Here is a 21,612-nt window from a genome sequence, read left to right on the forward strand (position 1 = left end):
AATGGCGAATCGGGATTTCTCCGTCATTGCGAGCGAAGCGAAGCAAACCATCTCTCCGCGCAAGGAAAGCTGGATTGCTTCGTCGCTTCGCTCCTCGCAATGACGTCACCCAACGATTTGGGGTTTGGTGAGACGATGGCCAACGTAACCCTACGCGACGTCCGCAAGACCTATGCCGGCGGCTTCGAGGCCATCAAGGGCATCGACTTCGAGGTCGGCGACGGCCAGTTCTGCGTGCTGGTCGGCCCCTCCGGCTGCGGCAAGTCCACGCTGCTGCGCATGGTGGCGGGGCTGGAGACCATCACGGGAGGGCAGATCGACATCGGCGGGCGCGTCGTCAACGACGTCGAGCCGGCCGACCGCGACATCGCCATGGTGTTCCAGAATTACGCGCTCTACCCGCACATGAGCGTCTACAACAACATGGCCTATGGTCTGCGCAACCGCGGCATGCCGGAAGCCGAGATCAAGACGCGCGTAGGCGAAGCCGCGCGCATCCTCGAGCTCTCCACCATGCTCGAGCGCAAGCCGCGCCAGCTCTCCGGCGGCCAGCGCCAGCGCGTCGCCATGGGCCGCGCCATCGTGCGCCAGCCGAAGGCGTTCCTGTTCGACGAGCCGCTGTCCAATCTCGACGCCAAGCTGCGCATCGCCATGCGCGTCGAAATCCGGAAATTACAGCGCCGGCTCTCCACGACGTCGATCTACGTCACCCACGACCAGCTGGAAGCGATGACCCTTGCCGACATCCTGGTGGTAATGAACGTCGGCCGCGTCGAGCAGATCGGCAACCCCCTCGATATCTACCAGAAGCCCGCGACCACCTTCGTCGCCTCCTTCATCGGCGCCCCGCCGATGAACCTGATGCCGCTGCAATCGGACGAGCTGAAATCGCAGCTTCCCGCGAGCGAAGCCGGCATCCTCGGCATCCGCCCCGAGGACTTCGTCATCACCAGCGAGAACGTTTCCGGCGGTGTCGCCCTCGGCCTCACGGTGGAGGCTATCGAAAAGGTCGGCGCCGAAACCTTCGTCTACGGCTCGCGCCAGGACGTCACGCAAGGCGTTGCCGCCAACCCCGGCGACCTGCCGCCCGGCGAAGTCATCGTCCGCATCCCCGGCGCCGTCGGCCCCGCCATCGGCGAGCGGATTCGGGCGGTCGCCACGAGGGACAAGCTGCATTTGTTCAGCGCGGATGGGCGGAGACGACTGGAAATCGTGTGACATCAAGTAGCATGGCCAGTCAGCTGTCGGCCGACGCTCGGCGACGGACTGGGGCGGGTTGCGGGTTGATGCCGTCGGAGCCTTTCAAGAACTTATCTCGCCGCAGAGATTCGAATCCATAACAGGCGAGCGCAACAACGCGTGGGATAGGGCCTCTTGTCACGTAATTCGCAATTTGTCGTCGACTTCTGCCGAGGAGCGCGGCTGCAGCTAACTGAGTGAGTTTATTCCGCTCTAAGAATGCTACGAATTCCGACGGCGTCCAACTTTCCTGCGCGAGAGATTGAATCGCATCGGCGGACATTGTGAGATCATCGCTACCCCACGTCACGGCATCACCGTCTTCGGCAATGGTGCATTTCAAGAAGAGGTGCTCGTCTCTCAAAGGACGATAAATTTTGTAGCTGAAGATTGCGGGACTAACGTCAACCAAGTCTTCGCGGCCTTTACGAGGGCCCTCTGCCCATCTAACCCGAAGCACAAAGTCATCGAGCGGTTGGACATTCGCCATCCGCGGAAGCTCAATTCCGCTGTCAACGATGTCATTCACGCTCATTGAGCCTTCTCCACTCCGATACTAAGACAGCCAAGTTTTCTGGCTTTGCGGCCCATTCTTTGACTTCGGCCAAATCCGCCCGCGATGCCTTTCCAGCAATAATTTCCAAAGTCACCAAATCGATCGAAGCCCGAGAATTGGGCCCTTTCAGATGAAAGTGCGGAGGATTGTGGTCCCCCGGATAAATGTAGATCTTACAGTTGCTTAGGGGAGCATTTATGCTCGCCATACTGGCCTACAATAGGCTCTTAGTGCAATAGTTGCACACATTCAACAAAAAAGTGTGAAATAGTTGCACTGGTGTGAATTTTCGGAGATCGCAGCCTGACGCTCTGGAATTTCACTTCTTAAGAGTGAGTACTGGCCACTAAAGTCCCCAACTGGACGTAAGTGTGTGATTCTGATATATAAAAAGCGTGGACCGGTTGGGGATTGGACCCAAGCCCGCGCAGGTGGAAATCCGGCGAGCGTCTCCAGACCCGGCCCCCCATGTTGAAGCGACCAGCCCCGCTGCAACGGGACCGATTGCCTCAACGGTGGCTCGATAGCTTTATGTTGTCATGTACCACCTACCTTTCGACCCGCCTTCAACGGGTGCCATACTTGGTTCGAGAGACCGGGGCCGAAAGGCCCCGGATTCGTTTTGAGACCATCACCCAAAAACGTCGGACGATCTCTGATTTGGCGAGAGTGAATCTTGAGCCCGGCCGCTTTCCGCATTCTTCACGGCCTTTGGCACACCAGCCGCGTCCGCAACTTGCCGCCACTTCCTACGGAATTCTGAGCCAATCCAAGGTAGGCGAGTTTTCTCGTTGACGATCATTGGGCCAAGACGATTCCAAGGAGGGATTCTGTTCAATTCCTCCATGATCATCGGACAGTCCTTTAGATCGACTACAAGTTCTCTTTGCTGGTTCTGCCGGCCGCTAGTCTGCATTCTTCGGAGAGTCATTTGCTCTTGATTGATCTCGGACCACCTGAGACCACGTAGCCACTTTTCCTTCCCCTTAGTGATGTCTGAGGTGCCTGGTTCGCTGAGCGGGACCCACTCCCCAATTACATCCATCTGTCGCAGTTGCTGGATATCGAACTGGAAGGCTTGAGCCAGCGCTATTGAACCCAGTTGACTTGCGTGAGCTTTCTCCCGAATTGCTCGTGCATGTTCGGCCGTAAGCGGCTCAGCGCTCGACCTTGGAATCTGGAACCTCATGTTGCCCAAAATCGCACTAAGACGAATACAGGCATCGTTATTGAGCGTGGTTGAACCGTACGTGCAAAGCAGGCGTAGCTTCCCGACCATGCTGTGGCCCATATGGAGTTTGCCATTTGCTGCCCAACTACTGTCGTAGACATTCCTGATACGCTGAGCATTCCAGTCACCCACCAACTCATCGCCCACATCCTCAATGAGACGATTGAACAGCGCATCGTAGTTGTTGCGCACGTTGTGTTTGAGTTGGCGATACGGCGACCGTTCATCGGTGCGATAGCAATGAACGAGGCCCGCGAAGGTCCCGTCAAATTCGAAACTGAGCGGCTTGGCATCAACAACAGCAGAAGTGGTTGGGAGCGGGCCGGTTGAGTTGGCTGGGACGGATAGAGGAATCTGAAGTTCCTGAGCGAGTTGCTTAAAGACAGCAAGTTTCGCCAGTCGCTCGCGCAGACGAGCCTCCTCCAGCTCGATCGCTTCCAGATTGAGGTTGGGTTCTTGGTTCAAAGGATCTTTCCGGTCCCATGTCGATTTAGGGCGGGAACCATATACCGATTCCGCGTTCTCAACAAGAATGCAAAATTCGCGTTCTTGCGCACTCTTTCAGGAGTGAGGGCAGTTTCTACTCATCCCATTGGTATTATTAGCAATTTGTCATTTTCGCGGAGTAACTTGCGCCCGATGTGGGGGCTCCAGAGCCACTTGAACCCCCACCCCACCAACGCCATATTGTTCCTGTCCGGCGGCGAATGAATCGCCTCCCGGACATGCGCCGAGGGTGCCGCAAGGGCCCGAGGCGTCAAAGTCGCTTCGAGAGGACTTTGTAATGTCACGTGTTCCTTCGCTCTCCAGCCCGTTTCTGCTTGGATTCGACGAAATCGAGCGGGCGCTTGATCGCGTCGTGAAGGGCGCCGACGGCTATCCTCCGTACAACATCGAGCGGTTCGAGCGCACCAACGGCCAGCCCGAACGGTTGCGCATCACGCTGGCGGTGGCGGGTTTTACCCGCGACCAACTCGATGTGACTACTGAGGAAAACCAGCTCGTCATCCGCGGCCGCCAGCAGGACGACAAGACCCGGCAGTACATCCATCGCGGCATTGCCGCGCGCCACTTCCAGCGCACCTTCGTGCTGGCGGAGGGGATGATGGTGCTGGGTGCGGACCTGAAGAACGGGCTGTTGTCCATCGACCTCGCCAGGCCGGAACCTGAAAGGGTAATTAAGACAATAGCCATCAATGAGCACGAATAATGGAACGAGGAGCGGACTCGACCGCTTGTCTCATAAGGAGTCGAGACCATGAGTGATGTGAGTGCGACGACCGAAAGGGTGTCATTGGAGGCGCTGGCCCATCTTGGCGAAGGCCATATCGCCTATGTGAAGCAGGTTCGTTCCGAGGACGTGCCTGATCTCTTCCCCCAGGCCCCGAAGATCGCGCCGGGCCTCAAGCTCTTTGCGCTGCATGCCGCCGACGGCACGCCGATCATGCTGACCGACAGCCGGGAAGCAGCGGTGGCGAATGCGTGGAGCAACGAGCTGCAGGCCGTCAGCGTGCACTGATCCCGCGTTTGCGGTGTCATTGACGCGGCTGGCTGCGCTCAAGCCAAGCAGGTTTCTCGCGGCAGAAAGTCGCCGCTGGATAGATTCAACCATACGCGGGTGCGTTTTCCGGATGCGGAGAACCGCCCGCGTATTTTCTGAAGTTGGCGCTGCCGGAAAAACAAGATTTCGCTAACGGTCAATCCGATGCCCATCGTTGCGCGCGCTGGACGTCCTCGCCAATAAGGTTTGGCACTCAAAATCGAGCGGGAAAGAATCTCCACTATTTTCGCTGATCTTCTGCCTCTTGCTCGAGCCGCTGGATATGCGCGCGGACCTTATCGAACCGCTCTTCGGCGGCATCGCTGAACAGCGGATCCTTGCGACTGGTCAAGGCCGAAGCGATCTCTGTCCAGTCTTGGGGCTCTAGCGCCTTGAGGGCCGCGGGAAAGAAGTTGCGATCTTCCATCATCATGTGGCGCCGCTCGTGCTCGACGAAATCGCGAATGATGGCATCGACATCTTGCCTAAGGATTTCGCGATCAGCGAGAACGTTGTCGACAGCGTGGGCGACGCGGCGCAGGCGTTCGGCCCCTTTTTGGTGTTCAAGAGCGAGATCGCCGACCTTCGCGGCTGCGGCAGGATCACGCATTCTCAGTTTTGCAAAGACCAAGTCTTCCTGGGGATGATGGTACACCTCCGGGTAGACTTCGAAATAGCTGAGAATCGCGCGAATGACCTCGTAGTCAGGGCGGTCCCCGCGGTCGAAAACCTCAAGTTCGCTCTCGAGGATGGCGAGCAGCCTCTCGATATTTCGATGTTCTTGGGATAAGCGCTCAATGATCATGGCAGCGCTCCACAGAGTAGATCGTAAAAAACCTACTCTCTGGCGCGGTACTTTTTTTGCGCCAGATCAACCGCCTCATATGCTACCGGTCAGATTCGCTGACGTGTTCGGGGCCGGCGTGACGACGAGTCGTGAGGGTCGCGCTCAAGCCGCGCGCACGGTGGAGAGGAATTTCTCGACCTCGCCCTTCAGATGATTGCTCTGTCCCAAGAGCGATTGCGCCAGCCCGTGGACGTGCGTTGACGCGGCCCCGGTGTCGGCGGCGCCGCGGTTGACGTCGGTGATGCTGCCCGCCACCTCCGAAGCGCCCTGCGCCACGCGCTGCACGTTGCGCGAGATCTCCTGGGTTGCGGCGCCCTGCTCCTCGACGGCCGCCGCGATCGCCTGCGAGATTTCCGCGATGCGGCCGATCGTGCTGCCGATCCCGCGGATTGCCGCCACCGATTGATCGGTCGCCGCCTGCATCTGGCTGACCTGCTCGCTGATTTCCTCGGTCGCCTTCGCGGTCTGCGTGGCGAGCGCCTTGACTTCGGAGGCAACGACCGCAAAGCCGCGTCCCGCTTCGCCGGCACGGGCCGCCTCGATGGTGGCGTTGAGCGCCAGCAGATTGGTCTGCTCGGCCACCGCGCTGATCATCTTCACGACCTCGCCGATCCTACCTGCGGACTGCGCCAGATCGGCGACGCGCGCATTGGTCTCTTCGACCTGGCCGACCGCTTCGCGCGAAATTCGGTGCGAATCGTTGACCTGGCGGCCGATCTCCGACACCGACGAGGCCATCTCTTCGGCGGCGGCCGCCGCCGACTGCGCGTTGACGGAGGATTGCTCCGATGCGGCCGCGACCGTGGCCGAGAGCGACTGCGTCACTTCCGCGGTCTTGGTCAACCTTCCGGCCGAGGATTCCAGTTCCGAGGACGCCGTCGAGACGGCCTGGACGATCCTTCCGATCACGGAATCGAATCCGTTCGCCATCGCCAGCATGGCGGCCTTGCGGTCCTCGTCGGCCCTTCGCTTCAGTCCCGTCTGTTCGGTTTCCATCGACCGGACGCGCTGCGCGTTTTCCTTGAAGACCTGGACCGCGCGGGCCATCGCGCCGACCTCGTCGTCACGGCTCAACGCCGGAACGGCGACGCCGAGATCGCCGCCGGCGAGACCCTTCATCACCCCGGTCATTTGGGCGATGGGGCGGATGACGCCGAATGCAACGCCGAAGATGCCGGCGCCGATCACGAGGAACACCACGGCGGAAACGCTCCATAGCAATAGCGTGAACGTGGAGACGCGCCCGGTCGCAGCGACTTCCGTCGCCGCATTCCGATCGTTGGTCTGCTTGACGATGTCGTCGATAATGGCGCGGTGCGCCGTATAGCGTGCCGAGATTTCCGCATAGGCCCTTGCCGCCGCGGCGGCATCGCCCTTGGCCAGCGCCGGCAGCATGCCGTCCTGCAGCGCCGACCAGAACCGCCGCACCTCGGAATCGGACTTGTCGACCAGCTTGGCCTTGAGCACGGGATCGAGGTCGGACTTGATCCAGAACTCGCGCCGCTCATCATACTCCTTCTTGAGCTGCGCCAGCCGGTCGCGATGCACGGAAAGCCGCGACGGATCTCGCAGGGCGAGGGTCGCCTCGAGATAGGATTCGATGATGTATTCCGGCGGCGGCAGGATGTCGGCGATCAGGTCGTTGCCGAGCTTGATCTGGTTGTAGAGCGGGCCGCCGACCTTGAGCTGGGCGATGCCATAGACGCTGGTGGCGATGACGGCGCCGAGGCCGGCTGCGGTGATCAGGCCGAAAATCAGTATCGCGCGAGAAATCGTCAAACGCAGCGTCATCGCAATCTTCTCCAGACGCGGAAAATCAAGCGCCTGAAAATAGCGGTGATTTAGCTTAAGATTGCGTTTATCCCGGCGTAACTATCTAACGTTGCCTATTATTTCATCTTGTGGCGACGAAGTAGAAGTCCTGCCGGCCCGAGATCGATCCGTAGCTGAACGGTTTTTGTGCACGATTGGTCGCTTCCATGACGTCGTCGCGCACCACGTCGAACAGCCGGCGCACTTCGAGACCGGGCTTGCGCATGTTGGTCACGAACGCCGTGGCGAACGGGCTGTTGCTGCCCTGTCCGTCGAGCGCCATTTCGCCGTCCTTGGCGGCATACACCACCAGCGTGCCCGCCTCGGGCTCGATGGCCGCAAGACCGCGAGACACCGAGCGCGACGCCAGCGTCATGGTGCGCTTCATCTGGTTGGCGAAGGGATTGTCGCGGCATGCATCGAGGATGACGAGGCGGAGCCTTTTGGCGCGTTCGGCCGCGTTCATCACCTGCTCGAGCGCCACCGCTTCGAAGCTGACGTCGCGATCGGAGACGATCCTCGCGTCGATCGGAATCAGATAGTTCACGCCGCCGACCTCCATGCCGTGACCGGCGTAGTATACCATGGCCCAGTCGGCGGTTTCCGCCTGTCGTGCAAAGTCGCGCAGCGCCGCCGTCAATGCATCCTTTCGCAGATCCGTCTGCAGCGTGACGGAATCGAAGCCCGTGACCTTCAGCGCCTCGGCTACCAGCGCCGCGTCGCGCGCGGGGTTGGCAAGCGCTGCGACATTCTCGTAGGCGGAGTTTCCGATGACGAGCGCTATGCGCTTGTCGTTGCTGCCTGATGGCCCGGGGAGCGTGATGACCGCCGTTGAGGTGGTTGCCGGCGGCTTTGCGGAAGTGTCGGAGAGCGCGGCGACCCGTTCCCTGGCCTTGTCCTGCGCCTGTTTCGCGCCGTCAAGTTTCTGCGGGCCGGAAAGCGCTGCGTCAAAATCGGCACGCGCCCTGGCAAGATCTGCGGTCCTCTCATACGTCAGCCCACGATTGACGAGCGCCGCCGTGTATTGCGGTTCGATGCGCAGCGCCTCGTTGTAATCGGCAAGGGCACGATCGGACCTGCCTTGCTGACGATAGACATTGCCACGGTTGACATAGGCAACCGCGAGCCTGGGACTGATCCGGATCGCTTCGCTGAAATCAGCTACGGCGCGCTCGGTATTGCCGTTCTGTTGCAGGGCCACTCCACGATAATTGTAGGCCATCGCAAATTCCGGATCGATGCGGATGGTTTCGGAGAAATCTTCGATCGCCCGGCTGAAATATCCCTTGTTGCCGAACAGGCGCCCACGATTGTAATAGGCGAACTTGAATTTCGGATTGACGCGGATCGCCGTGTTGAAATCGGCAAGCGCGCGCTCGGCGTCGCCGGTGGCGACATAGGCCATGCCGCGCTCGTTGTAGGCGTCCAGATTCTTCGGATCGAGCCGGATGGCTTCGCTGAGGTCGGCGATGCCGCGTTCGAATTCGTTCTTGCGAACGAGAACGAGGCCGCGGTCCCTGTGAGCCAGCGAGAATTTCGGATTGATGCGGATGGCTTCATTGAAGTCGGCAAGCGCCCGATCGTAGTCACCCTTGTTACCGTATTCGGCCCCGCGGTTGTCATAGGCCCAGGCGTCGCGCCTGCCGCTCTTTTCGATCACCCGCGAGCAGGCCGCGATCCGGTCGTCGCTGCCGCGCTGCGCGCAGGTCGATCGGTCGTCCGCGGCCGCAGGCCCGGCCGACGCGAGACTGATGAAGGAGAAGAAACTGAAAGCCAGTGCAATCCGATTCCGCATGGTCGCCACCCTGCTTGCCGGTCCGGCCCTCTTGGCCAATGGTATGGCCGCCAGTATGGACGGAGAGACCGGCCGGACCTGTGACTTCCGTCACGGAGCCCGTTGTCAGGGGTGCGGCTTCTTGCCTTGGTGGTGGACCGTTCAGGCCGCGCTGGCCGGCGGCAGCGCCAGCACCGAGTAGATCGCCTGCGCATCGCGCGAGGCACGCAACTTCTTGGCGACGTCCTGGTCGCGCAAGAGGCGCGCGATCCGGGCCAGCGCCTTCAGGTGATCGGCGCCGGCGCCCTCCGGCGCCAGCAGCAGGAAGATCAGGTCGACCGGCTGGCTGTCCATCGCCTCGAAGTCGATCGGCCGTTCCAGCCGCGCGAACAGTCCGAACAGCTTCTCCAGCTTCGGCAGCTTGCCGTGCGGGATGGCGACACCATAGCCGACCGCGGTGGTGCCGAGCTTCTCGCGCTGCAGCAGCACCTCGAACACCGAACGCTCGTTCTGCCCGGTGAGGCTGGCTGCCTTCGCCGCCAGCTCCTGCAGCGCCTGCTTCTTGCTCGAAACCTTCAATGCCGGGAGAATCGCCTCTGGCGCGACCAGATCGGTAATCGTCATAGGGGCGTCCGGGGATGAATTGAGCCGTCAGGTTGCGAGATAGTCTTAAGGCGCGTGGCGTCAAGAAGTTGAGGCGGGAGGCGGGCTTAGGCCCGGGTCCCGATTCCGGGGGCTTCTACTCCAAAGCATTTTCGGTGCCAACTCTTAAGCGCCGGTTCCGTAGTCCTACCCCCTTAAGGGCGGCGGACCATAAGGGCGGGCAATGTCGGGCGTCAATGTGCCGCGGCATATGGTCAGGGGGTAACCGCGGGCGGATCGACCCAGCCGACATTGCCGTCGGCGCGGCGGTAGATCACGTTCACCCGGCCGCTGGAGCCATGCTGGAACACCAGACAGGTGGCGCCGGTGAGATCGAGTTCCTGGACCGCCTCGCTGACCGAGAGCCGTTTCAGCGATTTGGTGGTCTCGGCGATGATCACCGGGTTGTAGGTGGCGTTCTCCTCGTCATGGGCCGGCGCCTCGATGACGTAAGCCGGCGCGTCCAGCACGGGCGCTTCCATCTCGGCAAAGGCGGCGTTGGCGGCGTGCGCCTTGCGCGCCGAGCGGTCCTTGAGCCGGCTCTTGTAGCGGCGCAGCCGCTTTTCGATCATCAGCAGGGCCTGGTCGGCGCTGGCATAGGCGTCCGCCGCGCTCGAATCGGCCTCCAGCACGACGCCGGAATCCAGATGCAGCGCGCAGTCGGTGCGGAAGCCGAAGCCATCCTTCGACAGTGTGATGTGCCCCGAGTAATTCCCGTCGAAATACTTGCGCAGGACTTCATCGGTCCGGTCGTTGACGCGGCTGCGCAGCGCCTCGCCGACGCTGATGCTTTTTCCCGAGATGCGAAGAGTCATGGACGATGCCTCGGATATGTCAGGGGGATTGAGCCTATTACGATTTGGCGCCGATGCAATCAGGCCGGCGCGGTATCGCGGGACCGGTCGGAGTTGGCGGCGGAAGCCGAGAGGGCGTGTCCGATCATGCTCTGCTTGTCGCGGCGGCGCTGCACCGAGGAGGGAATCCGCATCGCCTCGCGGTACTTTGCGACGGTGCGGCGTGCGATATCAATGCCGGAGGCGCGCAAGCGTTCCACGATGGTGTCGTCGGAGAGGATCGCAGCCGGGCTCTCGGCGTCGATCAGCTGCTTGATGTGGTGGCGCACGGCTTCGGCCGAATGCGCTTCGCCGCCGTCGGCCGAAGCGATCGAGGCGGTGAAGAAGTATTTCAGCTCGAACACGCCGCGATTGGTCGCCATGTATTTGTTGGCGGTGACGCGCGACACCGTGGACTCGTGCATCTGGATCGCATCGGCCACGGCCTTCAGGTTCAACGGCCGCAAATGCGCCACGCCATGGGTGAAGAAGCCGTCCTGCTGGCGCACGATCTCGCTCGCCACCTTCAGGATGGTGCGGGCGCGCTGGTCGAGCGCACGCACCAGCCAGGTCGCATTCTGCAGGCAATCGGTGAAATAGGACTTGTCGCCGTCCTTGCGGATCGTCTTCGACAGCTCGGTGTAGTAGGTCTGGTTGACCAGCACCTTCGGCAGCGTGTCGCTGTTCAGCTCGACGTGCCAGCCGCCGTCGGGACCGGGCCGCACATAGACATCGGGCACCACGGTCTGCGTGCGAGCGGAACCGAACTTCAGGCCCGGCTTGGGATCGAGACGGCGGATCTCGCCGATCATGTCGGTGATGTCCTCGTCGTCGACGCCGCAGAGCTTGCGAAGTGCGGTGACGTCGCGCTTCGCCAGCAGGTCGAGATTCTCCACCAGCGCCTGCATGGCGGGGTCGTAGCGGTTGAGCTCGCGCAGCTGGATGGCGAGGCACTCGCTCAGGGTTCGCGCGCACACGCCGGGCGGATCGAATTTCTGCAAGACGGCGAGGACTTCCTCGACCGCCTGTCCGGATGCCCCGAGCCGCTCCGCGGCCTGTCCGAGATCCTGCGGCAAATAGCCCGCCTCGTCGACGAGATCGATCAGGTACTGCCCGATCATGCGCTGGGCCGGCGCCGACACGGCGACCGCAAGCTGCTCGGCGAGATGGTCTGATAGCGTCACCTCGGCGGCGACGAAGGCTTCCAGATTGTAGTCCTCGTCGCTGGAAGCACCGCCGCCCCATTCGGTGTAGGCGGTGGGCGCGGCATCCTGGGCGGCGCGCGCGGCGGCTTCCGCCGGCTCCTCGGTGAAGACGTTGTCGAGACGGGTGTCCAGCGTCTGCTCGATCTCGGCGCGGCTGCCGAGGTCGCGGTTCATCCATTCTTCCTGGCCGGGCTCGAAACCCTCCGACGAACCGGCGGAATACTCGCCAGCGGAATACTCGCCGCTCGCGTCCTCGGCGCCGCCCGTATCGGCAAACGGGGCCGGCTCGATCGCCTCGCCCGCCACCGGCGGCTCGGGGCCGTCATTAGCGCGCTCCAGCAGAGGATTGCGCTCCAGTTCCTCCTCGACGAAGGTCGACAGGTCGAGATTGGACAGCTGCAGCAGCTTGATCGCCTGCATCAGCTGCGGCGTCATCACCAGCGACTGCGACTGGCGGAACTCTAATCTCTGTGTCAGCGCCATAGGGGCAAGAAATCGTCCAGAACTTGGTCCGATTCTTGCTTAAACTAGTCCAGAGCCCTTGTACACGGCTTGACGTAAGCAAAATTTGGGCTAACGGCGCGATGGTTACCGCACCGCAACAGGCTAGAGCCGAAATTCCTCGCCCAGATACAACCGACGCACGTCCGGGTTGCTGACGATCTCGTCGGGGCTGCCTTCGGTGAGAATCTCGCCGGCATAGACGATGTAGGCGCGGTCGGTCAGGCCGAGGGTTTCCCGCACATTGTGGTCGGTGATCAGGACGCCGATGCCGCGATTGGTCAGATGGCGGACCAGGTCCTGGATGTCGCCCACCGCAATGGGATCGATGCCGGCAAACGGCTCGTCGAGCAGCATGTAGTTCGGACGCGTGGCGAGTGCGCGCGCGATCTCGACCCGGCGGCGCTCGCCGCCGGACAATGCGATCGACGGCGACTTGCGCAGCCGCGTGATGTTGAACTCGTCGAGCAGCGCGTCGAGCTCGCGCTCGCGCTTCTTGCGACTGGACTCGACGACCTCGAGCACGGCGCGGATGTTCTGCTCCACGGTGAGGCCGCGGAAGATCGAGGCTTCCTGCGGCAAATAGCCGATGCCGAGCCGGGCGCGCTGATACATCGGCAGCTGGGTGACGTCGTGGCCGTCGAGCTCGATGGCGCCGCGATCAGCCTTGATGAGTCCGGTGATCATGTAGAACACGGTGGTCTTGCCGGCACCGTTGGGGCCGAGCAGGCCGACCGCCTCGCCGCGGCGGACATAGATGGAAACGCCGCGCACCACCTGGCGGCTGCCGAAACTCTTTTCCACGCTATGCACCGCCAGGAACCCGGGCCGCCGCAGCAATTGCGGGCCGCCGCCATTGCTCTTCCTGGGTTTGGCGGCCGGCTTCGATTTGTTCGGCGCCAGCGGGTGCGGCGCGCGCGCCGGTTCCGCCAACGGCAGGCCGACGGCGGGCGCCGAGCCGTCGCGGGCGATCGGCGGGGCGTCGCGCACCGGGTTCGAGAGCAGGTCGCCGAAGGAGTCGCCGAGCGCGGTGATGTCCTCGCGCGAGCGGGCAAAGCCGGTGGGCTTCCCCTTCGCCGGGCGACGCCGGAACATGCCGAGTAAATCCACCATCGCCGCTTCGCTCAGCCTTTCACGGTGACGCCAGCGCAAACGCCCGCGGCGAGATTCGATTCGCCCTCATGCGAACCATGAATGAATGGATGCCCCTTGCCCAGCGGATCGCGCCCCTAACAGGCGCTTCCCCGTCCGCCAGCCGCCGCCACGCTAGATACAGGCTGAAGCCGCCCGCTTCAACCTCGCGTGCCCTAGCGAATTCACAAGTGATTGATTCTACTTCTGTTTGCCCGGGATTAGCGAAGGAATCCCGGGCGGCGGGGCTGGCGCTCCGCCCTTGGACGGCCCTCCGCAGCCCTCGGAGCCCTGAATGAACAGGGCCTGCACACGGGTGTCGGATTCCACCCGCGACACGCCGGTGGTCATGTCCACCACGAGGCGGTCGCCGCGCAGCACGTTCTTGCACTGGGTGAGCACCACGCCGCCGGACATGGTGATCGAATTGGCCCTGGTGTCGAACACCGCCAGATCGCCGGTGACGACCTGTTCTTTTTGCGTGACCACCACGCTGCCGCGCGCCTCCAGCCGCTTGATGGAGGAGCTGCCGCCGGGCCCGGGGGTCGCCGACTGCATCGGCGCGCTGGCCGCGGCCTTCGCGCCCTTTTTGGGCGCGGCCGGCTGCTGCTCGGGCGGCGGGCCCTGGTCGTAGAACACCACCAGCGACCTCGAGCTCATGGTGGTGTCGCCCTGCACCACCTTCACATTGCCGGAGAAGGTCGCTTCCTTTTTCTTGTCGCGCACCTCGAGCGAAGCCGCCTCGATCTGGATCGGCTTGTCGCGGTTCTGCGAAAAACCCTGCATCGCATTGGGTACGCCCTGCATCGAATTCTGCGCGCGCGCCTCCAGCGGCGCCAACGCAGCCAGCAGAAGCGCCGCGCACAAGCCGCGCACAAGCCATCGATCGAAGCTGAGGGAGAAAAGCTGCATCGCAGGAATCACTTCGCGCCGGCCGGCCTGGCGCTACTGCCGAGCGAGCGCGTCTTCGGCGGCTCGGCGGGCTCGGCCGGCGGGGCCTCCGGCTGGTCCATCATCAGGTTCATCCTGACATTGCCCTCGAAACGCACGATCTCGCCGCTGTTGACGATCTTCAGCCCGTCGGCCAACAGCGTGCCGTTGAGCAGCTTGACGTCGACCGGCTCGTTCGACGTCACCAGGCCCTTGTTGATGTCGAGCGTCGCCTGGGAAAGCCTGGCTTCATAGCCGGTGGAGGACTGCAGGAAGATGTCCTTCTTCAGCTCGAGCAATTGCTGCCTGTTGTCGAACAAGCCGGTGCGCGCATCGAGCGTCACGGTCGAGCGGTCTTCCATCATCACCTTGGCGCGCAGCGTGCGCAGCTCGACATTGTCGGGCTTGGCGAGATCCTGGATCGCCGCCTTGGCCCGCACTTCATAGGGACGCCGGTCGGCGGAGAAGCCGGCGAGATGCGGATTTTCCATGGTGATCTTGCTGCCGGAGACGACGAGGTTGTCGATCTGGACCGGCAGCTTCGGCATCAGGATGCGGAACGGGTTGAAGATCGACACGGCGACCACGCCCGTCATCGCCAGGATCACCGCCGCCGGCACGGCGATGCGCAGGACGCGCACCATGCGGCTGTGACGCGCCGCGGCCGCAAAGCGCGCCTCCAGCGTCGCATCGAAGGTCTGGTTCTGGACGAAGTTCACCGCGGCTCCAGGGGCGGCCCATTGCCCGCCCAAAACATGGCTCGAATATCCGGGTCATTGTACCCGTATTCGCCGGCCATTGCAGCCCGCCTTCATTCACCACTGTGACCGAAACAGGGCCGATCTACCGCTGCGACGCCTCACCTCACGAATGCGCAAAGATGTCCTCGGCCTCCCACCCCTGCAAATCGAGGATGGCGCGGGCCGGCAGGAACCCGAAGCAGGCCTTGGCGAGCTCGGTGCGCCCCTCGCGCGCCAGCATCGGATCGAGCCTTTCGCGCAAGGCATGCAGATGCAGCACGTCGGAGGCGGCGTAGGCGAGCTGCGCTTCGCTCAGATTGTCCGAGCCCCAGTCGCTCGACTGCTGCTGCTTGGACAGATCGACGTTCAACACCTCGCGCACGAGGTCCTTCAGCCCGTGCCGGTCGGTATAGGTGCGCGACAGCCGCGAGGCGATCTTGGTGCAATAGACCGGCTGGGGCATCACGCCGAAAGTGTTGTAGAGCGCGGCGAGATCGAAGCGCGCGAAGTGAAATATCTTCGTGACGTTCGGGTCCGCCAGCAGCTTCTTCAGGTTCGGCGCGTCGCGATGGCCCTTCGGCACCTGGACGATGTCCGCCGAGCCGTCGCCATTCGACATCTGCACCACGCAGAGCCGGTCGCGATGCGGATTGAGCCCCATGGTCTCGGTGTCGATCGCCACCGAGTTGGTATAGCGCGAAAGATCGGGCAGGTCGCCGCGATGCAGGCGGATGGTCATGTTTTCCAAAAACCTCTCGAATCGATCGTCACCAAACTATCGCCCAATGCCGGTCCGGGCGAGCGCTCGCAGGGCATTTACATCAAATCGGGACCGGCGGGACAAAGCTCCACGTGCCAGCTTTGCTGGTTTGTCCGGCTTTTGAACTTTCCCGGTGACAGGTTGTGTACCGGCTTTTGTGCCCCCGAAACAACCCTGGCCGCAGCCGTGATATGCTGTTCCCATGTCTGGAATCCGAACGGGCTACTGGCTCAAGGGCGCTGCGCTTGCTCTCCTGGTCATTGCCGGGTCGGAGTACTTTGGCCTGGGTCCCTGGATCCCCGTGCTCTTAGTGGGCTTGTTGCCCGTCCTCTTCGTTCTGAGGTGCTGCTATGGGCACTTGAACCGATTGCCTGAAAGCGCGGTTGGGGCAGCGAGGGACGCCTCACTCGCTATCTAACCCGCCCGCGTTTCGAGGACGAGAGCCGCCGTACGAGTCAGTAACCGCTTCGGTGTCAAACCTGAGCGTTCTTCAGGATGTTGTCCCGTTGTGTGATCGCGAAAGCATAATCGGGCTTGAGCGCGATGGCCGAGTCGAAGCTGGCCAACGCTTCCTCCCGCCGGCCGAGGTGCATCAAGGCAAGTCCTCGATTGTAGTGGGATGCGGCAACATTCGGCTGAAGGCGGATCGCCAATCCAATCTGCCTTTCCGCCGATTCGAATTTGTGCTGCTGCAGGAAAACCAGGCCCAACAGATAGGAAGCTTCGAAGTGGTTCGGATTTGCCTTCAGGATCGCGCGATACGCGTTCTCCGCCTCGGCGATCTGACCCCGTTGATGAAACTGCTTGGCCGAGGAAAGAGCGGCCGGCAGCGCCCGCTGCATCTCGGCCTCAAGTTCATTCAGCAGCCGCCGCGCATCGGCGTGGCCCGGATCGACCTCCAGAATCTGACGGCAAGCCTGAGCAGCGTCGGCAAGTTTGCCATCCCACCGCAGTCCTAGAGCACGATTTGCCGCGGCGGTCTCTACCTGCCGCAGGAGAGCCTCGGCCTCGGCGTTATCAGGCGCTGCCGCAAGGACCTGCTTGCACCCTATTGCGGCGAGATAGAACCTGCGCTCGGCCAGCAACCTTCGTATCCAGGAAAGCGCGGCAGGCAAGGATCGCCGATCGAGGCGCCCGCCCAGATTGGTTCCATCTTTCGTGAGAACGCGTACTCCCTCGACCAGCCGCTCCCTGGAGCCGAAACGGTACTTGTAGGAGAAGTCCCCGGTACCGAGGTCGTAAGTTCTGAAGCCGTTCTCGATGGCCCACCGAATGCTGAAGGCATGCAAGACGAGGCCGGGCGGCGGCTTTTTCACCGAGGTATCGCGACCGACCAGGAAGCAGACAAGCGAGCGCTTTTCCCGGTCTATGAAGGCGACATGCACGCCAATGGGGACATCGCCCTGCCAGAGAACGGGGACGAAAAGCCGGCCAGCCTGAGCGCAAGGGGGAAGCATGTTCCGGCAGTTGCCGAGTATAGAGCGAGCGTACCCTGGCGCCTTGGCTTCCCACTGAGCGGTCCAGAAACGGACGAACGTATCGAGGGCGTGCTCTGTGGTCGAGGAATCGGCGACCGTGATCCGGAAGTCGTCAGCCGCGTCCGCTTTGCGCAAGAAGTTGCGCACATCCCGTCGCGTCCTGGGGCCCAGCTGGCTGTCGAGATATTCTTCCCAGCTGTCCGGGAGGTCGACGTAAATATAGACGTCGTGATCTATGTCTTCTCCGATGGACGTGAAGTGCCTATGCCTGACGATCTTCTCGGCAACGAAGCCATCCGCTGCAAATGCATCAAGAAACAGCTTTCGTCGACGCTCCGCCGCAAACAGATCATCGAGATGCAGCCGAGTCCAATTCAGCGTTTCCTGTATTCGGCTGGCAAAAGCAGGCAGTGCCTCTGCCTCGTTCTCCGGTAGGCAGAGGAATCCCGTGTACACGGCGAAATAAGAGGCGCCCATGCGAATGCTGTTGTAGAGGCCTCTCTTTTCGTCGAGCTCGGTTCGCAGGTGCAGCGGAAGAAAGGCTACGAAGGGACCCTCCTCGTCCTCCCTGGCGGCCAGCACCACCCAGGGAAAGAGAGCCCGATGCAGCCAGTTCGATATCCAGATCCAACTGAGAAAGAACTGCCCTTCAGGGTCAGCGCCATAAACGCGCTCCCAGTCGTCCTTGAGCCGCGACAGGTCTTCGCGACGCTCGATGACATCGACTTGCATGGGCGCTCTTTCCAGAGACACTCATTCCGCACGGGCCCACCATGCCGGAGAATTACGGATTTGCCCGCTTACCGCCGTATCCCGCCCGCGTGCTGTCCTGGTCCCGCCCGAGTTACCCCTTCCACTCCATCGAAAGTCCGTGAGGGTCACAAACGGCCAGCGTTTTGACCTGTCGCTCGCCCTTGAAATACCTGCTGACTTTCAGAGGGTTGAATGTTTCGGTCGGGTTGGGCTGCGCGACTTCCCCTTCCACCGTTACGCGCCAGACAGGCGCCGTCTTGCTCGCCTCAAACAATATCTCGTGGATACGCTTGTGTTGCTCGCCGGAGAGTTGATAGGCCATTACCGTGTGATACACGCACCGCACGTGACCGGACGGAATCTCTGCCAGAGCAGCGGTCAAGTTCGACACGGCGTCACCACCTCTGGCAGGCGGCGGCGGGTGCAGGGCGGCGACCTTCAGCGCACCATCCAGTTTCGCAAGTCGATCGAGTCGCTCCGGCCAAACAAGTGCCTTGAGCCAACGCCGCTCGTTCGGATCGCTGACATCGGTTGGATAGAGTTCGAGGCCAATTCGCGATCCAACGGCAGGCGGCCGCTCTCCCAATTGGGGAGCGCCCGCTCCCTCCAGGACGCAGGAGAGGAGAAAGGGTGCGTCGGTCCACCGCTCGAGCTTGGCGGCACCCTGCGCGTCCGTGTATCGATAGCCGTAACGGTCGAAATTCAAATTGAGGCCGGCGCTGGATCCGATCTCCACGATACCAAGCGGGGCGCCGGTTCCCCGCGCGAGGAAGTCGAATGCCGGTAGCAGCAGTGCGCTGCGGCCAACCTCGTTGGTGTTGGTGGCACGCCGCGAGATTATGTTCACGATTTCCGCTTCGTGGGCGATGCAGAAAGCGGCGAACAGCCCAAACGCCCGATCGTCAACCGGGCGCGTGCCACCAAGGCTCGGATAGTAGTCCTTGAGGGGATCATCGATATCGCCAAGCAGGAGATATTGTACCGCGCCGAAAAGGAGATTGGCCGACGGTTGACCTCTCCTGCGCCGCGCCGTCAGGCTCTGAAGCGCCGGACTGTCCGCGATCCCAAGCGACAGCTTTTCATAGAGAGGCGATCCGCCTCGACGCGACTCGTTGGCAAAGAAGCGGTAATAATGAGCGGTTGTCTCAAAGACCACCACGGTACGCCCCCGCAAACAACGCAAACAACAGATGTCTTGGCAGTGGCTCGCAATCTCGTTTTTTTAGAGCTTGCGGCCTGTTCGGTCAAGGAAGCAGGCGCGGTGGGCTCTTTCAGAGGCGAATTTGCCCCCCGACCGACAGACGAAGTGAAGCCATGGATCAAGCCTCAGGACACACCATGACCGAGGGCGTGCTGCGCGACGAAAACCGCGACCGCACAGTGCCTTACCGGCTTTATGCCCCTGCTTCTGTCGAGGGAACCTACCCGGTGATCGTCGTCTCGCACGGCGTCGGCGGATCGCGCGAGTCGATGCCCTACCTTGGGCGGCGCCTGGCCGAAAGCGGGTACGTGGCGCTGCACTTGCAGCATCCGGGCACAGACAGCTCAGTCTGGCAAAGCGCGACTTCTCTCCCCGAGGTTTACCGCTCGCTTCGCCAAGCCATGTGGAATGCCGAAGCAGCGCGGCTACGGGCGCAAGATGTACCTTTCGCGCTGGACGAGATCGCACGCATGAATCGTGAAGGCCCACTGGCCGGGCACCTCGATCTGGTCCGGATCGGAATGGCCGGGCACTCTTATGGCGGCGTTTCAACGATGGTTGCCGCAGGTCAAAGGATGGGACCGGGCGGACGATGGTCGTTCAGGGAGCCCAGAATCAAGGCGGGCTTGGTGATGAGCCCGAACGTGCCCATTCAAGGCGGCGACCTGGCGGCGCTTTATCGCGATATCGAGATCCCGCTTTTTCACATCACCGGTACGGCGGACGGCAACGCCGTCCCCGGCAACAAGGAGTTCGATCCCATACAAAGAACCGTTCCGTACGAAACCCTGGCGATCCCGCATCAATACCTGCTGGTGCTTGACGGCGCCGGCCACAACGCATTCTCGGGCCTGGCGCACGGACCGCACGCACATGGTCCGGAACGGCTCACCCGTTACACGCGCATAGTGGAGGAGGGAGCCGTGTTGTTCTTCGATGCTTATCTGAAGGGCGAGAAGGAGGCCCTGGCAGGCCTGCGCGGAGAGTTTCGGTCCAAGCTGGAGTCAGCTGACCGATTTGAGTGGAAGTAGCACCCGGTAAAGGGTGCGGCCCGCGCTTTATACCTACGCCGGACCGGCGGCCTGTCGTTCCGTCCGCGGACCTGAAGGCCGAATATGCGGATATCACGCCGCAGTAACCGCCGTGTCACTTCAGCGGAGGATGGCGCGCGGCACCTAACGGTGCTAGCCTATTTTCAATGGAGAGGGGGCAATTGGCAGCAATGGCTGTTACCCCAGCCTGATGCCCCCGGGAAGATCCCTTCGCTTTTTAAAAGCGGAACCAGGGGGCCGAAATGCAGATCTCGAATTACCTGCTGAGCCCTAGTCGGGAAGAACGGGCCGAAACGCATGTTCTGTTTCTCGCGAAACATGCGCTCGATTCGAGCCCGGAACGCAGGGCGAAATATGGTTATCACGTCGTCTATCATGCCTTGCTGCTCAAGGCTCTCCGTGACCTTGGTTTCAGGGTTACGCCTGCGGCTGAGCACAAGGTGCTGTTTGGACCGCTCGGCTTCGATTTCCTCTACGCGATCCATTCTCACGCGATATTCGACGGGCACGAACTCCTCGCGCCCGCGATTGCGGCCTATCACGGTGTCCCCTGCCTTGGATCATCGGCGACGACGCGGGCGCTGTCTGAAGACAAGGTGCTCGCCAAGCACGTGGCTGCTTCACTCGGCATCGCGGTCGCCAAACACAAGGTGATAAGCCGCTCCGACCTTCAGAACAGAGATTTCAGCCTGCCTGGCTCATGGATCGTCAAGCCGAGAGGCGGTATCGCCTCCGATGCGGTCATGAAAGTAGACAATGACGCCGATTGGCGGAACGCGCTCGCAGCGATTGCGGATCCGCGCCATGAAGGGCGCCAATTCATTGCCGAAGAGTTCGTGCCGGGCCTCAATCTGACGGTTCCGGCCGTGGAGGGCTTTCCAGTAGGCTCGTTTCCGCCCTTCGAGGAGCACGGGCGCCCGGGCGACAATGTGCTGACCAACGAGGGGAAGCGCGGTCTCGACAATACCTACAAATCTGGCCCCTATCAGGGACCCGGCGCCCAGGAGGTCCTGCAGGCGACAGCTCGGATGGCGGCGGCGATATCTCCGTTCGACTATGGGCGGTTCGATTTCCGCTATGATCCCGAAACTCGCCGGGCAGTCTTCATCGAGGTCAATATCGCCTGCAACATGGCTCCGGCGTCAACGATCTACCGTTCGGCTGCATTGCACGGGATCAAATATGAAGAGCTGGTGGGGCATGTATTGACGTACAGCCTGAGGCGGCAGAACGCCAATCGGCGCGGAATGGGTACCCCGGATCAGCGTGCAAAAGGAGTTCTAACGCACTCTCAATAGAGGTCGGGCTCGGCTGAGAAAGGTCCACGTGGTCGTGTCCCCAGTGAGGGTGTAGCTCGGTAGATCAAAGCCGTCCGCACGCGCGCCCC

The 21,612-nt window shown here is 62.0% G+C and carries 20 protein-coding genes; 5 read left to right on the top strand and 15 right to left on the bottom strand.

The window, feature by feature from the left end; translation table 11 throughout:
* Window positions 1–135: 135 nt before the first annotated feature.
* Complete coding sequence (locus ACT4OC_RS02325) at window positions 136–1,218, top strand: sn-glycerol-3-phosphate import ATP-binding protein UgpC (RefSeq protein WP_444837394.1); 1,083 nt, start codon at window positions 136–138, stop codon at window positions 1,216–1,218.
* Window positions 1,219–1,237: 19 nt separating this feature from the next.
* Here the strand turns inward: ACT4OC_RS02325 and ACT4OC_RS02330 are convergent, their stop codons facing one another.
* The 3 genes from ACT4OC_RS02330 to ACT4OC_RS02340 form a co-directional block, all read right to left on the bottom strand.
* Window positions 1,238–1,774: a DUF2442 domain-containing protein gene (locus ACT4OC_RS02330; RefSeq protein ID WP_444837395.1), complete on the bottom strand. Its 537-nt coding sequence runs from the start codon at window positions 1,772–1,774 to the stop codon at window positions 1,238–1,240.
* Complete coding sequence (locus ACT4OC_RS02335; RefSeq protein ID WP_444837396.1) at window positions 1,761–2,003, bottom strand: DUF4160 domain-containing protein; 243 nt, start codon at window positions 2,001–2,003, stop codon at window positions 1,761–1,763. The genes ACT4OC_RS02330 and ACT4OC_RS02335 overlap by 14 nt, the downstream gene beginning before the upstream one ends.
* A 423-nt stretch (window positions 2,004–2,426) precedes the next feature.
* Window positions 2,427–3,491, bottom strand: coding sequence for a hypothetical protein (locus ACT4OC_RS02340; protein ID WP_444837397.1), 1,065 nt, complete (start codon window positions 3,489–3,491; stop codon window positions 2,427–2,429).
* A gap of 319 nt (window positions 3,492–3,810) precedes the next feature.
* Here ACT4OC_RS02340 and ACT4OC_RS02345 point away from each other — a divergent pair, with 319 nt between their 5' ends.
* Both ACT4OC_RS02345 and ACT4OC_RS02350 read left to right on the top strand, forming a co-directional pair.
* A complete protein-coding gene (locus tag ACT4OC_RS02345; protein WP_444837398.1) occupies window positions 3,811–4,236 on the top strand; it encodes an Hsp20 family protein in 426 nt (141 codons plus the stop codon).
* 48 nt (window positions 4,237–4,284) lie between these two features.
* A complete protein-coding gene (locus ACT4OC_RS02350; RefSeq protein WP_444837399.1) occupies window positions 4,285–4,545 on the top strand; it encodes a DUF1150 family protein in 261 nt (86 codons plus the stop codon).
* Between the two features lie 262 nt (window positions 4,546–4,807).
* On the opposite strand, the gene ACT4OC_RS02355 is transcribed toward ACT4OC_RS02350, so the two are convergent.
* The 12 genes from ACT4OC_RS02355 to ACT4OC_RS02410 form a co-directional block, all read right to left on the bottom strand.
* The gene (locus ACT4OC_RS02355; RefSeq protein ID WP_444837400.1) at window positions 4,808–5,371 is read right to left on the bottom strand and encodes a hemerythrin domain-containing protein; all 564 of its coding nucleotides are present in this window, start codon (window positions 5,369–5,371) and stop codon (window positions 4,808–4,810) included.
* A 144-nt stretch (window positions 5,372–5,515) separates the two neighbouring features.
* Entirely contained in the window at window positions 5,516–7,204 is a 1,689-nt protein-coding gene (locus ACT4OC_RS02360) for a methyl-accepting chemotaxis protein (protein ID WP_444837401.1), read from the bottom strand.
* Between the two features lie 103 nt (window positions 7,205–7,307).
* Complete coding sequence (locus tag ACT4OC_RS02365; RefSeq protein WP_444837402.1) at window positions 7,308–9,020, bottom strand: tetratricopeptide repeat protein; 1,713 nt, start codon at window positions 9,018–9,020, stop codon at window positions 7,308–7,310.
* A 141-nt stretch (window positions 9,021–9,161) separates the two neighbouring features.
* Window positions 9,162–9,623, bottom strand: a complete 462-nt coding sequence (gene ptsN, locus ACT4OC_RS02370; protein WP_291611527.1) for a PTS IIA-like nitrogen regulatory protein PtsN — start codon at window positions 9,621–9,623, stop codon at window positions 9,162–9,164.
* Window positions 9,624–9,856: 233 nt separating this feature from the next.
* Entirely contained in the window at window positions 9,857–10,456 is a 600-nt protein-coding gene (gene hpf, locus ACT4OC_RS02375) for a ribosome hibernation-promoting factor, HPF/YfiA family (protein WP_444837403.1), read from the bottom strand.
* Between the two features lie 59 nt (window positions 10,457–10,515).
* A complete protein-coding gene (gene rpoN, locus ACT4OC_RS02380) occupies window positions 10,516–12,162 on the bottom strand; it encodes an RNA polymerase factor sigma-54 (protein ID WP_444837404.1) in 1,647 nt (548 codons plus the stop codon).
* 123 nt (window positions 12,163–12,285) lie between these two features.
* The gene (lptB, locus tag ACT4OC_RS02385; RefSeq protein ID WP_444837405.1) at window positions 12,286–13,293 is read right to left on the bottom strand and encodes an LPS export ABC transporter ATP-binding protein; all 1,008 of its coding nucleotides are present in this window, start codon (window positions 13,291–13,293) and stop codon (window positions 12,286–12,288) included.
* Window positions 13,294–13,512: 219 nt separating this feature from the next.
* The gene (locus tag ACT4OC_RS02390; RefSeq protein WP_444837406.1) at window positions 13,513–14,223 is read right to left on the bottom strand and encodes an LptA/OstA family protein; all 711 of its coding nucleotides are present in this window, start codon (window positions 14,221–14,223) and stop codon (window positions 13,513–13,515) included.
* An 8-nt stretch (window positions 14,224–14,231) separates the two neighbouring features.
* On the bottom strand, window positions 14,232–14,960 hold the full coding sequence (lptC, locus tag ACT4OC_RS02395; protein WP_444837407.1) for an LPS export ABC transporter periplasmic protein LptC: 729 nt from the start codon (window positions 14,958–14,960) through the stop codon (window positions 14,232–14,234).
* Between the two features lie 145 nt (window positions 14,961–15,105).
* Complete coding sequence (locus tag ACT4OC_RS02400; RefSeq protein WP_444837408.1) at window positions 15,106–15,720, bottom strand: ribonuclease H-like domain-containing protein; 615 nt, start codon at window positions 15,718–15,720, stop codon at window positions 15,106–15,108.
* Between the two features lie 494 nt (window positions 15,721–16,214).
* Window positions 16,215–17,951 carry a GNAT family N-acetyltransferase gene (locus tag ACT4OC_RS02405; RefSeq protein WP_444837409.1) on the bottom strand — a complete coding sequence of 579 codons (1,737 nt, stop codon included), beginning with the start codon at window positions 17,949–17,951 and terminating at the stop codon, window positions 16,215–16,217.
* A gap of 112 nt (window positions 17,952–18,063) precedes the next feature.
* Window positions 18,064–19,131, bottom strand: a complete 1,068-nt coding sequence (locus ACT4OC_RS02410) for a DUF2332 domain-containing protein (protein ID WP_444837410.1) — start codon at window positions 19,129–19,131, stop codon at window positions 18,064–18,066.
* Window positions 19,132–19,310: 179 nt separating this feature from the next.
* Here ACT4OC_RS02410 and ACT4OC_RS02415 point away from each other — a divergent pair, with 179 nt between their 5' ends.
* Window positions 19,311–20,204, top strand: a complete 894-nt coding sequence (locus ACT4OC_RS02415; RefSeq protein ID WP_444837411.1) for an alpha/beta hydrolase family protein — start codon at window positions 19,311–19,313, stop codon at window positions 20,202–20,204.
* A gap of 263 nt (window positions 20,205–20,467) precedes the next feature.
* Window positions 20,468–21,523: a hypothetical protein gene (locus ACT4OC_RS02420; RefSeq protein WP_444837412.1), complete on the top strand. Its 1,056-nt coding sequence runs from the start codon at window positions 20,468–20,470 to the stop codon at window positions 21,521–21,523.
* Window positions 21,524–21,612 lie beyond the last annotated feature (89 nt).

The sequence above is a fragment of the Bradyrhizobium sp. genome (assembly GCF_052389815.1).
Taxonomy (GTDB): domain Bacteria; phylum Pseudomonadota; class Alphaproteobacteria; order Rhizobiales; family Xanthobacteraceae; genus Bradyrhizobium.

What these genes read in the sequence shown, in the direction of transcription:
- ACT4OC_RS02405 (WP_444837409.1), bottom strand. Translation starts at nt 17,951, where the DNA reads ATGCAAGTCGATGTCATCGAGCGTCGCGAAGACCTGTCGCGGCTCAAG.
- ACT4OC_RS02420 (WP_444837412.1), top strand. Translation starts at nt 20,468, where the DNA reads ATGCAGATCTCGAATTACCTGCTGAGCCCTAGTCGGGAAGAACGGGCC.
- ACT4OC_RS02355 (WP_444837400.1), bottom strand. Translation starts at nt 5,371, where the DNA reads ATGATCATTGAGCGCTTATCCCAAGAACATCGAAATATCGAGAGGCTG.
- ACT4OC_RS02330 (WP_444837395.1), bottom strand. Translation starts at nt 1,774, where the DNA reads ATGAGCGTGAATGACATCGTTGACAGCGGAATTGAGCTTCCGCGGATG.
- ACT4OC_RS02415 (WP_444837411.1), top strand. Translation starts at nt 19,311, where the DNA reads ATGACCGAGGGCGTGCTGCGCGACGAAAACCGCGACCGCACAGTGCCT.
- ACT4OC_RS02365 (WP_444837402.1), bottom strand. Translation starts at nt 9,020, where the DNA reads ATGCGGAATCGGATTGCACTGGCTTTCAGTTTCTTCTCCTTCATCAGT.
- ACT4OC_RS02360 (WP_444837401.1), bottom strand. Translation starts at nt 7,204, where the DNA reads ATGACGCTGCGTTTGACGATTTCTCGCGCGATACTGATTTTCGGCCTG.
- ACT4OC_RS02390 (WP_444837406.1), bottom strand. Translation starts at nt 14,223, where the DNA reads ATGCAGCTTTTCTCCCTCAGCTTCGATCGATGGCTTGTGCGCGGCTTG.
- lptB (WP_444837405.1), bottom strand. Translation starts at nt 13,293, where the DNA reads ATGGTGGATTTACTCGGCATGTTCCGGCGTCGCCCGGCGAAGGGGAAG.
- ACT4OC_RS02345 (WP_444837398.1), top strand. Translation starts at nt 3,811, where the DNA reads ATGTCACGTGTTCCTTCGCTCTCCAGCCCGTTTCTGCTTGGATTCGAC.
- ACT4OC_RS02400 (WP_444837408.1), bottom strand. Translation starts at nt 15,720, where the DNA reads ATGACCATCCGCCTGCATCGCGGCGACCTGCCCGATCTTTCGCGCTAT.
- ACT4OC_RS02325 (WP_444837394.1), top strand. Translation starts at nt 136, where the DNA reads ATGGCCAACGTAACCCTACGCGACGTCCGCAAGACCTATGCCGGCGGC.
- ACT4OC_RS02335 (WP_444837396.1), bottom strand. Translation starts at nt 2,003, where the DNA reads ATGGCGAGCATAAATGCTCCCCTAAGCAACTGTAAGATCTACATTTAT.
- ptsN (WP_291611527.1), bottom strand. Translation starts at nt 9,623, where the DNA reads ATGACGATTACCGATCTGGTCGCGCCAGAGGCGATTCTCCCGGCATTG.
- ACT4OC_RS02350 (WP_444837399.1), top strand. Translation starts at nt 4,285, where the DNA reads ATGAGTGATGTGAGTGCGACGACCGAAAGGGTGTCATTGGAGGCGCTG.
- rpoN (WP_444837404.1), bottom strand. Translation starts at nt 12,162, where the DNA reads ATGGCGCTGACACAGAGATTAGAGTTCCGCCAGTCGCAGTCGCTGGTG.
- hpf (WP_444837403.1), bottom strand. Translation starts at nt 10,456, where the DNA reads ATGACTCTTCGCATCTCGGGAAAAAGCATCAGCGTCGGCGAGGCGCTG.